The 12521-nt window shown below is 63.1% G+C and carries 10 protein-coding genes; 4 read left to right on the forward strand and 6 right to left on the reverse strand.

Annotated elements, in window-relative coordinates; all coding sequences use genetic code 11:
- The first annotated feature begins 113 nt into the window (after window positions 1-113).
- On the forward strand, window positions 114-1541 hold the full coding sequence (locus FA04_RS17630) for an MFS transporter (RefSeq protein ID WP_034800163.1): 1428 nt from the start codon (window positions 114-116) through the stop codon (window positions 1539-1541).
- Between the two features lie 55 nt (window positions 1542-1596).
- Here FA04_RS17630 and purH read toward each other — a convergent pair whose 3' ends face one another.
- From purH to htpX, 4 genes are all read right to left on the reverse strand, one after another.
- A complete protein-coding gene (purH, locus tag FA04_RS17635; protein ID WP_034800161.1) occupies window positions 1597-3207 on the reverse strand; it encodes a bifunctional phosphoribosylaminoimidazolecarboxamide formyltransferase/IMP cyclohydrolase in 1611 nt (536 codons plus the stop codon).
- Window positions 3208-3430: 223 nt separating this feature from the next.
- The gene (locus tag FA04_RS17640; RefSeq protein WP_034800159.1) at window positions 3431-5116 is read right to left on the reverse strand and encodes a heparinase II/III family protein; all 1686 of its coding nucleotides are present in this window, start codon (window positions 5114-5116) and stop codon (window positions 3431-3433) included.
- 213 nt (window positions 5117-5329) lie between these two features.
- Window positions 5330-6742: an RsmB/NOP family class I SAM-dependent RNA methyltransferase gene (locus FA04_RS17645; RefSeq protein WP_034800158.1), complete on the reverse strand. Its 1413-nt coding sequence runs from the start codon at window positions 6740-6742 to the stop codon at window positions 5330-5332.
- Window positions 6742-7701, reverse strand: coding sequence for a zinc metalloprotease HtpX (htpX, locus tag FA04_RS17650; RefSeq protein WP_034800156.1), 960 nt, complete (start codon window positions 7699-7701; stop codon window positions 6742-6744). The genes FA04_RS17645 and htpX overlap by 1 nt, the downstream gene beginning before the upstream one ends.
- Before the next feature lie 125 nt (window positions 7702-7826).
- Here htpX and FA04_RS17655 point away from each other — a divergent pair, with 125 nt between their 5' ends.
- A complete protein-coding gene (locus tag FA04_RS17655) occupies window positions 7827-8027 on the forward strand; it encodes a DUF1674 domain-containing protein (RefSeq protein ID WP_034800155.1) in 201 nt (66 codons plus the stop codon).
- A gap of 124 nt (window positions 8028-8151) precedes the next feature.
- On the opposite strand, the gene acs is transcribed toward FA04_RS17655, so the two are convergent.
- Window positions 8152-10101 (reverse strand): acetate--CoA ligase, encoded by a 1950-nt coding sequence (acs, locus tag FA04_RS17660; protein WP_034800154.1) that lies wholly within the window; start codon window positions 10099-10101, stop codon window positions 8152-8154.
- Between the two features lie 227 nt (window positions 10102-10328).
- Between acs and FA04_RS17665 the strand changes: the two genes are divergently transcribed.
- Window positions 10329-11030, forward strand: a complete 702-nt coding sequence (locus FA04_RS17665; RefSeq protein WP_034800153.1) for a DUF1013 domain-containing protein — start codon at window positions 10329-10331, stop codon at window positions 11028-11030.
- A 75-nt stretch (window positions 11031-11105) separates the two neighbouring features.
- Here FA04_RS17665 and FA04_RS17670 read toward each other — a convergent pair whose 3' ends face one another.
- The gene (locus FA04_RS17670) at window positions 11106-11492 is read right to left on the reverse strand and encodes an ectoine synthase (protein ID WP_034800152.1); all 387 of its coding nucleotides are present in this window, start codon (window positions 11490-11492) and stop codon (window positions 11106-11108) included.
- A gap of 140 nt (window positions 11493-11632) precedes the next feature.
- On the opposite strand from FA04_RS17670, the gene FA04_RS17675 reads away from it, so the two are divergent.
- A complete protein-coding gene (locus FA04_RS17675) occupies window positions 11633-12502 on the forward strand; it encodes a LysR substrate-binding domain-containing protein (protein WP_418235957.1) in 870 nt (289 codons plus the stop codon).
- The last annotated feature ends 19 nt before the right edge of the window (window positions 12503-12521 follow it).

The raw sequence follows: 12521 nt of genomic DNA on the forward strand, positions 1-12521 counted from the left end.
GGCAGTTTTTTCGCCCGCGTCCGGTTCCAGACCTTTTGGAATCGGTTCAATTGAAGATAGGCTGCGCCGCGCGTTCGAGGGGACGCGTGGCGCAGTCGTTTCGGGAGGGGACTTTGCAGATTTCGGCCGGGGGGACTGAAGACCAGCCACGCACGTCCCGTGCGGGCATCGGCGGCTGGATGCTGTTCGACTGGGCCGCGCAGCCCTTCTTCACCGTCATCACGACCTTCATCTTCGGCCCCTATTTCGTATCGCGGCTGACGGAGGACCATGCGGTCGGCCAGGCGATGTGGGGCTACACGCTCACGGTTTCGGGCATCATCATCGCGGTTCTTTCGCCGGTGCTCGGCTCGATCGCCGACGCCACCGGGCCGCGCAAACCCTGGATCGCCTTCTTCGCCGTCATCAAGATCGCATCGCTGGCTATGCTCTGGTTCGCAGCCCCCGGCTCGCCGATCCTCTATCCGGCGATCTTCATGATCCTCGCGACGGTCGCGGCCGAGTTCTCGATCGTCTTCAACGATTCGATGATGCCCCGTCTGGCGCCGGAGAAGGACGTGGGGCGCATTTCCAACATCGCCTGGGGGCTCGGCTATCTCGGCGGCATGATCGTGCTGGTCGCCGTCGTGGCCTTGCTTGCCGGAAGTCCTGAGACCGGCAAGACGGCGCTTGGCATCGACCCTCTGTTTGGCCTGGATCCGGCAAAGGGGGAGGATGCACGCATCACCGGCCCGATCTCCGCCGTCTGGTACCTCGTCTTTATCCTGCCGATGTTCCTGTTCACGCCCGATGCCACCAAGGCGGCAATGTCGCTCGGCAAGGCAACCGTCACTGGCCTCAGGGAGCTCAAGGGCACGCTCGTCGAGCTTCGGGAAAGGCGTGGGATCCTGCGCTTCCTGATCGCGCGCATGGTCTTCCAGGACGGCGTCAATGGTCTGCTGGCACTCGGCGGCACCTTCGCGGCCGCGATGTTCGCCTGGCAGACCCTGGAGCTCGGCGTCTACGGCATCATTCTCAACGTCGTCGCGATCGGCGGCTGCCTCTGCGCCAGCTGGCTGGATGCGCACCTTGGCTCCAAGGTGATCGTCACCGCCAGCCTGATCTGCCTGACGATTGCCACGATCGGCATCGTCTCGACAGGCCCCGGCTTCACGCTGTTCGGGCTGCTGCCGCTGTCGATGGAAGATACCGGCGGCCTGTTCGGCACGGCCGCCGAAAAGGCCTACATTCTCTACGGCCTGCTCGTCGGTGTCGCCTTCGGCCCCGTTCAGGCCTCGTCGCGCTCCTACCTCGCCCGCAGCGTCAGCCTCGACGAGGCCGGTCGCTACTTCGGCCTCTATGCGCTGTCCGGCCGGGCCACCTCGTTCCTCGCCCCCGCATCCGTTGCCACGATCACGCTTGCCACCGGCTCGGCACGGATCGGCATGATGGCGCTGATTGCTTTTCTGGTGATCGGCCTGCTGATCCTTCTGCGCACGCCCTATCCGGCCGATGACGGTCGCAAAAAAGCCGCCGCATCCTGGGGAAGCGACGGCTTCTGACTGTTGGGCCTTAGCGGCCAATTCCGGACAGACGCCCAGCGCCCGCCCGACGATCTTAGTGGCGGAAGTGGCGCATGCCAGTGAAGACCATGGCGACGCCATGCTCGTTCGCAGCCGCAATCACCTCTTCGTCACGCATGGAGCCGCCCGGCTGGATGACGGCCGTAGCACCCGCGGCGATCGCCGAGAGCAGGCCGTCGGCAAACGGCAGGAAGGCTTCGGAGGCAACGGCCGAACCCTTGGTGAGCGGCGTTGCAAGGCCCAGCGCTTTTGCGGCTTCTTCGGCCTTGATCGCGGCGATGCGGGCGGAATCGACACGGCTCATCTGGCCGGCGCCGATGCCGGCCGTCTGGCCGTCCTTGGCATAAACGATCGCATTCGACTTCACGTGCTTGGCCACCTTGAAGGCGAACTTCATGTCTTCGAGTTCCTGGGGCGTCGGCGCGCGCTTGGTGACGACCTTGAGTTCGAGATCCTCCACCATGCCGTTGTCGCGCGTCTGCACGAGCAGGCCGCCCGAGACGGTCTTTGCGGCAAGACCCGGAATGCGCGGATCCGGCAGGCCACCGGTCGCAAGCAGACGCAGGTTCGGCTTGCGGGCAATCACGGCCTTGGCCGCATCGCTGACCGAAGGCGCGATGATCACTTCGGTGAAGAGCTTGACGATCTCTTCGGCCGTCTCCGCATCGAGCTCCTGGTTGAGCGCGATGATGCCGCCGAAAGCCGAGGTGGAATCGCAGGCAAGCGCCCGGCGATAGGCTTCGGCAAGCGTTGGCGCGGTCGCGACGCCGCAAGGGTTGGCATGCTTGATGATCGCGACCGCCGGTGCCTTCTCCGGCAGGAACTCGGCCACCAGCTCGAAGGCGGCATCCGTGTCGTTGATGTTGTTGTAGGAGAGCTGCTTGCCTTGCAGCAGCGTCGCCGTGGCGACACCCGGGCGGTTCTCGCCCGTCAGGTAGAAGCCTGCCTTCTGGTGCGGGTTCTCGCCGTAGCGCATCTCTTCCTTGAGTACGCCGCCGATCACCCGGTGACGCGGCATCGGGGTGTCGAGCGCTTCGGCAAACCAGTTGGAAATGGCCGCGTCATAGGCGGCAGTCCGGGCATAGGCCTTGGCGGCCATCTTCTGGCGGAAGGCATAGGTCGTCTTGCCGGAAGCAAGCTCTTCGAGCAGCACCGGATAGTCGGCCGGATCGGTGACGATCGTCACATAGGCATGGTTCTTGGCCGAGGCGCGGATCATGGCCGGGCCGCCGATATCGATGTTTTCGACCGTCGTCGGGTAGTCGCCGCCCTTGGCCCTGACCTCTTCGAAGGGATAGAGGTTGATGATCGCGAGGTCGATGGCGGTGATGCCGTGCGTCGACATGGCCGCAACGTGATCGGCATCGTCACGGATCGCCAAGAGGCCACCGTGAACGCCCGGATGCAGCGTCTTCACGCGGCCGTCCATGACCTCGGGAAAGCCGGTTAGCTCGGAAACGTCGCTCACCGGCAGGCCAGCCTCGGAGAGTGCCTTGTGGGTCCCGCCCGTCGAAACGAGCCGAATGCCCTTTTCGTTAAGGGCGCGCGCGAGTTCGACGACGCCCGTCTTGTCGGAGACGGAGAGGAGGGCGGTGCGGACCGTAACCTCGTTCGGGGCGGGGATTTTCTTGGAGGCGACAGCCACAACCATGCTCCTTTGGCGGCGCCGGACGCCCCGGGAGGAAGCTCCGGCGGTTGAGATGGCTGCCCGTTAGCATAGCTTGCCGGGCGAAGGAACCTCGCCGGGCCTGAAGATCGCGATGAATCTGGATCGGATCGATCCAAATTCATCAATGCGATCGCTCCTGAAACGCGAACGGAAAACTTGAGGCGCTTTCTTGGGCGTGCCTGTCGTCAAGACAGAAGGCTCAGTTCGCGCGTGAAAACGTCCACTGGATCTCCGGCTGCTGCGCAATTGCAAAGGTCACCGTCAGCTGCTGCGAGGCCCGGATACCCGAAGGATCGGCAAAGAAGATATCCTCCTCGACGGCAAGGTCACCATCCTGGCAGGCAAACAGCCAGATCTCGCCATCGGGCGCCGTCAGGAAGATCTCGCGGGCGCTGTTCTGGCGAATGGCGACCGCCGGGTGAATGTGGAACCGCGCCACGGCAATCGCGGTATCGCTTGCCTCCGGGTCGCTGCCGTCGGCGTGCGACAGCCGGTCGCGACCGCGGACCATGCGACCGCCGTTCAAAACACCAATGCCACGCTCGTGGACCAGGCCGAAGGCGGCAAGATAGCCATCGTGGCTTGCGGTCACCGATTCGAGCCCGCCCGCTTCGTCCTTGCGGGCCGCCGTCACGTGCTTGACGCCCGACGTCATGATCGGTCCGAGAAAGCGCGATTGCGAGAAGCGCGACGACGACGTGTCGTTGACCGTCACGGTCGAATGGGCAGCCGTCATCCGCGCCATCTGGCGGAATCGCTCCCCGGCAAACTTCGGGGCGCCGGAATTGACGACGAAGCGCGTCTTGCCCGAGGACATTTCGAAGGACAGGCAGCCGGCATGGGCACTGCGCGACAGGTCTACGGAAAGCGGCCGGCCGGTGTCCATGATGACAACGGTGTTTTCCATGGCCATACGTTCGTAGTGGGCGTGCGGCAGCGAGCGGAAGGGTTCGCCGGCCGTCTCGTCATAGCGCAGCACCGACGCCAGTTCATGCGCCAGAACCGAGGTAGCACCATTAAACAGCGCGAGTTCGCCGCCCTGGTGCCGGAAGAAGCGCAGGGCAGGGTACATCCGGTCGATGCAGGGAATGAGGCGCGACGGCACGTCATGCCCGAGATTAACGTAGGTCTGGCGGAGTGGCAGCAGATCCAGCAACAGCTCTAGGCCCGCGCGCGGACTACGCGAGAAGTGGCTGCCGTCGGGCAGGATCTGGCGGTCGAGTTCGAGATCGAGATGGCGCGATGCCTTGCGGATGGCGCTCGGCGATGCCGGCATGGAAACCGACGCCATGGCAAGCGCAAGCCGCACCCGAAGCCTCTGCTCGCCGTCGCGCACGGTATCGGCGATATGCCTGAGATAGCGTACCTGCAGCGCCAGGCTCTTCAGGAAACGGCGGTAGAAGCCATGCTCGGCATTGCGCAGCACCACCGGCGAATGGGACAGCCAGGCGATGATGCGCTGCGCCATGATATCCGCATCCCAGGCGATGCCGCCGAGATCGCGTCCATGGGTGCCGATCCAGTCGTCGACGATCTGCCGCAGCCGGACGAAACCCGCATCCTCGCGGATCGCCCGCAGGTGCCGCAGCCAGCCGAAGGAATGCAGCCGGGCCGCAAATTCGCGCGACGGCAGATCGATCTCGAACGGCGACTCGCCCTCCGTGTCGAGCACGCGGCCGGCAAGAGGGAAGCGCCCGGCAAGAATTTCTTCCGCGACAAAGGGATCGACGGCCCTCAGATCCGTCGGCGCAACGATCAGGCGATTGGGGGTGGAGCCGGTAAAGCGCAGAGTGGAGACGCGCCCGATCGACAGGCGACGCGACACGCGGCGCCAGCCTTCACGCACATACAGGTAAGAAAGCCTTCGCCTGCCGGAAAACAACATCAACGCCGCCGGTTACCTCATTTCTGGCACGATCACTCACATCATCGGAGCGCGCCAGGACCTCGCGCCAGCGTCCGCATGGTGCCGCGAAGACCATTAAACTTTTATCAATCCTGCCATCTTTGATAGGCTTCCCGGTCGAAAGCGTCAAATGATGCGGTGAAACAGGGCCTTGAGGCCCGGTTCGAGCTGCTGAAAGCTCAGTTTGCGCTGTTATTTGCGCCGAATCACTGCCGCGTAGAAACCATCGAGGCCACTCGAAAACGGTGCATCGAGCGGCAGCATGGCCGGCGTCGTCCGCATTTCGCCGACCGGCGTGATCGCGTCCTCGAGCCCCGGCCAATCCGCTGCGGAAATAGGAACGCGCTCACAGTTATCGCCCGAACCGATAACCCGGGCAACGACCTCTTCGCCTTCACGCGGGTCGAGGGAGCAATTCGAGAAGACGACGGTGCCACCGGGGTTGACCACCGTCAGCGCATGACGAAGCAGCCGCTCCTGCAGGTCGGCAAGCTTTTCGATGTCTTCCGGTCCCTTGGTCCACAACACATCAGGGTGACGTCGTGTCGTGCCGGTCGAGGAGCAGGGAGCGTCGAGAAGCGCCGCATCGAACAGGGCTTCCGGCTGGAAGTCCGCCATGTTGACTTCCTTGGTCTCGGCCTCGAGCCCCAGCCGCTTGAGATTGCCCTTCAGCCGGCGCAAGCGGCTGCCGGACTGGTCCAGCGCCGTCACTTCGGCGCCGGCAAGAATGAGTTGGGCCGTCTTGCCGCCCGGTGCGGCGCAGAGATCGACGGTCCGCTTGCCCTTGAGGTCGCCAAACAGTCGAGCAGGGATCGATGCAGCCGCGTCCTGGACCCACCAGCCGCCATCATCGAATCCGGCTAAGGAAGGGATGGAGCCGGAGAATGCGCCGAGCCGCACAGAGCCGGTCGGCAGGACGGTGCCACCAAGCCGCTCGGCCCAAGCCGCAGGCTCGGATTTGACGGAAAGATCGATTGCCGCCGGCGTCAACTGCGCCTCGGCGATCTTCTCGGCCGCCGCTGCGCCGTAGTGGGCAATGAGGCGCTCGAAGAACCATTCCGGCATCGCCGGAATATGGCGCGTGCTTTCGAGAACGGCTTCCTTTTCGCGCGACAGGCGCCGCAGCACGGCGTTCACGAGATTGGCGAAGCGGCGGTTGCGCGGATCGTTCTGCGCCTGTTCGACGGCGAGATCGACGGCGGAATGATCGGGCACGTCGAGATAGAGGATCTGTGCCGCTGCCACGGCAAGCACATGCTCCAGCGCCCGCGCTCCCTCCGGCAGAGGCGTCTGCAGCAGCGAATTGATCGCAGCCTGCACGCGCGGGAGATGGCGAAGGGCGGAATTGAGTATTGCCCGGACCAGAGCGCGGTCGGCTTCGTTAAGCTCGCGATAGGCCGGGTTGCCGTGCTCGCTGTCGAGCATGCCGTCGAGCGACGTCTTGCGATCGATGACTGCTGCCAAGATCTTCGCGGCGGCCTGACGAGCCCTCAACCCCGGCTTCTCCGGACCACGCGGCGCCGGAGCGGGCTTCTTCGACTTCGCTGCGCCGCCGTTGCGGTGCGATCGTTTCGGACGTGAATCGTTGTTGTTTTCTGCAGACATCAGGACCAGGGACCTTTGGGCGGTTCGGAACCACCGCGACCCCATCCGGTAGAGGGCACAGAGCGCGATTTGCGCACGGGATTATCAGCACGAACCGGCGGCGTCGAGACCGAAGACATCTCCTGCGCCATCTGCTGCAGGGCCGCGATGCGGTTTTCGGTGTTCGGATGGGTCGAGAACAGGTTGTCCATGCGCTCGCCGGAGAGCGGATTGATGATGAACATATGCGCCGTTGCCGGGTTGCGCTCGGCATCGTCATTGTGGATCTGATGGGCGGCGCCTGCGATCTTCTGCAGCGCCGAAGCGAGCGCCAGGGGCTTGCCGCAAATCTCGGCGCCGCGACGGTCGGCCGAGTATTCGCGCGTTCGGCTGATCGCCATCTGCACCAGCATTGCCGCCATCGGCGCCACGATCATCGCGACAAGCGTGCCGATGAAGCCGAGCGGATTGTTGTTTTCACGGTTGCCGCTGAAGAAGAAGGCAAAGTTGCCGAGCATCGAGATCGCGCCGGCAAGGGTTGCCGTCAGCGTCATCGTCAGCGTATCGCGGTTCTGCACGTGCGCGAGTTCATGCGCCATCACGCCGGCGACCTCGTCATAGTCGAGAGCGTGAAGCAGCCCGGTCGACGCGGCGACCGCGGCATTCTCCGGATTGCGACCGGTGGCAAACGCGTTCGGCTGCGGGCTATCGATCACATAGACGCGCGGCATCGGCAGGCCGGCATTGCGAGCGAGGTCACGCACGATGCCGTAATATTCCGGGGCACTGCGCTCATCGACCTCCTGCGCGCGGTACATGCGCAGCACCATCTTGTCCGAGTTCCAGTAGGAGAAGAAGTTCATGCCTGCGGCCATGACGAAGGCGATCATCATGCCGCCCCGTCCGCCAATGGCGAAGCCTACCGCCATGAACAGGGCGGTCATGACTGCAAGCAGCATGGCGGTGCGGACAAGGTTCATCAGGAGGCTCCGGGTCGTCTACGTTTCACGTGAATCAGGGTTCCCGTCCGGGGAACGGCATCCTATATGATGGGTGCAAACACCCAATTCTTCAATATTGATGCTCGAATCCGGATACCGTTCAGATGCAGAACGACAATGACAACGCCGCCGACCGCCCGAAGAAGCCGCTGCCGCCCGCCGCTGTGCGGGCGCTGAAGGAAGCGGAAGAACGGCGTCAGGCGGAGATCAAGAAGGAACTGCCGCAGGAGATCGGCGGGCGCGGAGGTGAAGATCCAGCCCGTTACGGCGACTGGGAGATCAAGGGTCGGGCGATCGACTTCTAAGTTCGGGTCGGGCGCCCGCGCCTGCAACCGCGATCTGAATCCGGCTCACGAAATGGTTCGACGGCCACCTGGCGACGAGAGGAGAACCGCCGCACGTCCAAGAGACGCGCGGCGGTTTTCAACGTCAGGCCTTGTTCTGGCGGTTCGCGATCAGATCATCGACAACGGCCGGATCGGCGAGCGTCGAGGTATCGCCGAGCGCACCGAAGTCATCCTCCGCGATCTTGCGCAGGATGCGGCGCATGATCTTGCCCGAGCGGGTCTTCGGCAGGCCCGGAGCGAACTGGATCTTGTCCGGCGTCGCGATCGGCCCGATTTCCGAACGGACATGCTTCACCAAGGCGGCGCGCAGTTCGTCGTTGCCGATTTCACCAGCCATCAGTGAAACATAGCAATAGATGCCCTGGCCCTTGATCGGGTGCGGATAGCCGACGACGGCCGCTTCCGAGACGAGATGATGCGACACGAGCGCCGATTCCACTTCGGCCGTACCGAGGCGGTGGCCGGAGACGTTCAAGACATCGTCGACGCGGCCGGTGATCCAGTAGTAGCCGTCTTCATCGCGGCGGCAGCCGTCACCGGTGAAATACTTGCCCTTGTAGGTGGCGAAGTAAGTCTGACCGAAACGCGCATGGTCGCCGTAGATCGTGCGCATCTGGCCCGGCCAGCTGTCGATGATGCAGAGGTTGCCGTCGGCAGCACCTTCCAGAACATTGCCTTCGTTGTCGACGAGCTGCGGCTGAACTCCGAAGAACGGCCGCGTGGCCGAACCGGGCTTGAGATCGGTCGCACCCGGCAGCGGCGTGATCAGGATTCCGCCGGTCTCGGTCTGCCACCAGGTATCGACGATCGGCGACTTCTGCTCGCCGACGACGTTGTAGTACCACTCCCAGGCTTCCGGGTTGATCGGCTCGCCGACCGAACCGAGCAGGCGAAGCGACGAGCGCGAGGCGCGCTTGACGAAGTCGTCGCCGGCGCCCATCAGCGAGCGGATCGCCGTCGGCGCGGTGTAGAAGACGTTGACCTTGTGCTTGTCGACCACTTCCCAGAAACGCCCGGCGTCCGGGAAATTCGGCACACCTTCGAACATCACGGTCGTCGCCGCATTCGCGAGCGGACCATAGACGATATAGGAGTGACCAGTGACCCAGCCGACGTCGGCGGTGCACCAGTAGACCTCGCCATCGCGGTAGTCGAAGACATATTCGTGCGTCATCGACGCATAGACGAGGTAGCCGCCGGTCGTATGCAGCACGCCCTTCGGCTTGCCGGTCGAGCCCGAGGTGTAGAGGATGAACAGCGGATCTTCCGCCTTCATCTTCGCCGGCTCGCAATGCGGCTTCACGGTCGCGATTTCCTGGTGGTACCAGAGGTCACGGCCCGGTGCCCAGGCGGTCTTGCCGCCGGTGCGGCGCACGACCAGAACCTTGTTGACGATGACATGCTGCTTGGCCGCGATGTCGATCGCCGTATCGGTGTTTTCCTTGAGCGGGACCGGCTTGCCGCCGCGCACGCCCTCGTCGCAGGTGATGACGAAGGTGGACTCACAGTCGACGATACGGCCAGCAAGTGCGTCCGGCGAGAAGCCGCCGAAGACGACCGAATGGATGGCGCCGATGCGGGCGCAGGCGAGCATCGCATAGGATGCTTCCGGGATCATCGGCATATAGATGGTGACGCGGTCGCCCTTCTTGACGCCATGCTTCTTCAAGACGTTGGCAAGGCGGCAGACCTGCTCGTAGAGCTGGTTGTAGGTGATCTTCTTGTCGATATAGGGATTGTCGCCTTCCCAGATGATGGCAGTCTTTTCGCCATGCGTCTTCAGGTGGCGGTCGATACAGTTGTAGGAGACGTTGGTAAGGCCGTCTTCATACCACTTGATCGAGACCTTGCCTTTGAAGGACGTGTTCTTGACCTTGGTATAGGGCTTGAACCAATCGATCCGTTTGCCGTGCTTGCCCCAGAACTTTGCCGGATCGGAAACGCTCTCCTCGTACCACTTCAGGTAAGTGGCGTTATCAAGCAACGTCCGGCTCTTGGCAGACTTCAACACCGGATAGATTTTGGCGGACATATTTTCCTCCCTACGCATTCCTAGTGCGGTTCGCCCCTCCTAGGGCTCCCCCGTTTCGCGCACATTCATAGCAGGTCAAATGCCCGCCGCAATTAGACAAAAGGACATTTGGAACTGAAGAATTGCAATTTCGCGACAACGACGGTATAGAGGCCCACATTTCCCGGAAATCAGTGGTAGACTCCACGGCCCGCGACACCGGCGCGGCGGACAAAAGGACTATATCCATGGCTCAGCAACTGCTTATGCCCAAGGCGACCGCCGTCTGGCTGGTTGACAATACCGCGCTGTCCTTCGACCAGATCGCGCAGTTCTGCAAGCTGCACCCGCTCGAAGTGAAGGCGATCGCCGACGGTGAATCCGCGCAGGGCATCAAGGGCCTCGACCCGATTGCGACCGGTCAGCTTTCGCGCGACGAGATCGCCCGCGCCGAAGGCAACCCCAACCACAAGCTGAAGCTGTCCGAGCCGAAGGTTCGCGTACCTGATAGCAAGCGCAAGGGCCCGCGCTACACCCCGGTTTCCAAGCGCCAGGATCGCCCGAACGCCATTCTGTGGCTGGTTCGCAACCATCCGGAACTCAAGGACGCGCAGATCTCGCGCCTCGTCGGTACGACCAAGTCGACGATCGAGCAGATCCGTGAGCGCACCCACTGGAACTCCGCCAACCTGACGCCGATGGATCCGGTAACCCTCGGCCTCTGCTCGCAGATCGACCTCGACCTCGAAGTCGAACGCGCTTCCAAGGGCCGTCCGCTGCCGACGGCTGCCGAACTCGGCCAGACACTGGAATCGGCCCAGGAAACCGAAAAGCTGGGCTTCAGCTACGAGCGCGAGGAAGAGAAGGAAATCGACGCCGATGCCGTCTTCGCCAAGCTCAAGTCGCTGAAGTCGGACCGCAAGGACGAGGACGAAGACGATCAGTACTGATCGCCGTCCAGCCCAATGAAAAAAGCCCGGATCGACGATCCGGGCTTTTTTGTTGATCAGTGCTCAGCAACGTGCTCAGTAGGCCGAACCGGACGGGTCATCGAGGTTGTGGCGCTCGGTCCCCTTGAGCGGCGGATTGAAGACGCTGACGAGGACCAGATCTTCGTCCTTGCCGCCGCGCAAGAAATGCTTGTCGTGCTGGTCCAGCACGTAGATATCACCCTTGTTGATCGGGAAGACCTTGCCCTGCATGTCCTCGACCTCGCCGTGCCCGGCGATGCAATAGCAGGCCTCGAGATGGTTGCGGTACTCGAGCAGCGATACCGTTCCGGCGCGCACCACCGTGTGGCAGACGGTGAAACCCATACCGTCCCTCTCGGTGAGCAGGCGGTGGCTAGTACCGCTGCCCCACTCGACGAAATGATCAGTTGCTTCGATTTGCTGCAGGCTGCGGACGAACATGGGCCCCTCCATCTGTAAATATTCCTAATATCCGCCAACTGAAAAGCTCTCTCCCGCCTCGGTTGGAAGCCCAGTATCCGTTGACATCGACAGCCGATCAAACGACGATTCCTCAAGGATTTGATGAGGAAAACTTACAGATGATATTGCCCCCACTCGGCATGCTGCGTGCCTTCGAAGCCGCAGCGCGTCTGGCGAGCTTCTCCCGCGCCGGTGACGAACTGCATGTGACGCACGCCGCCATCAGTCACCAGATCCGGCTGCTGGAGGCGTGGTTCGGCCGGCCGCTCTTCATGCGCGAGAAGCGTGGGGTCAGTCTGGCGCCCGAGGCGGAGAACCTATCCGCCGTGTTGACATCGTCATTCGAGCGCATCGCCGCGGAAACGGAGTTGCTGCGGCTGAACGCCAAGGCGCAGTTGAGCGTTGCCTGCATACCCTCGATCGCCACGCGCTGGCTGATCCCGGCACTCGGCGAATTCCTGCAGCGTCACCCCGAGGTGGACGTCAAGGTCGTCTACGCGATGGCCGAGCAGCAATTGCGGGAAACCGGCTGCGACGTCCTCATCACGCTCGGCGCCGACAAGAGCGAGGGGACCCGCTCCGATCGGCTGTTCTCCCGCATCAATCGACCGGTTGCGAGCCCCCGTTATCTCGAGCGGAAAGGCGCGTTGAGGACACCAGAGGCAATCGCGTCTGCCGATCTGCTGCACGACGAAACGACGTCACGCTGGCGCGATTGGCTGGCAAGAGCAGGGCAGGAGACCACGCAGACGTTGCGTGGCCCGGTTTTCCAGGATTTCAATCTTCTGGCGACGGCGGTCATTGCCGGCCATGGCGTGGCGCTTTGCCCGGTCGAAGTCTTCCGCCGCGAAATCGAAAACGGTGACCTGGTGATCCTGTCCGATGTCGCCACCCTGGAGGACGAGAGCTACTTCCTGATCACCAAAGTCACACGCTCGAAGGCGGCAGCCAGTTTCGCCGATTGGTTCGCGGCCGTTGTGCACGCCTAATACGGAATGCACCTCGCAG

Origin of the sequence: Ensifer adhaerens (assembly GCF_000697965.2) — a bacterium.
Lineage (GTDB): Bacteria > Pseudomonadota > Alphaproteobacteria > Rhizobiales > Rhizobiaceae > Ensifer > Ensifer adhaerens.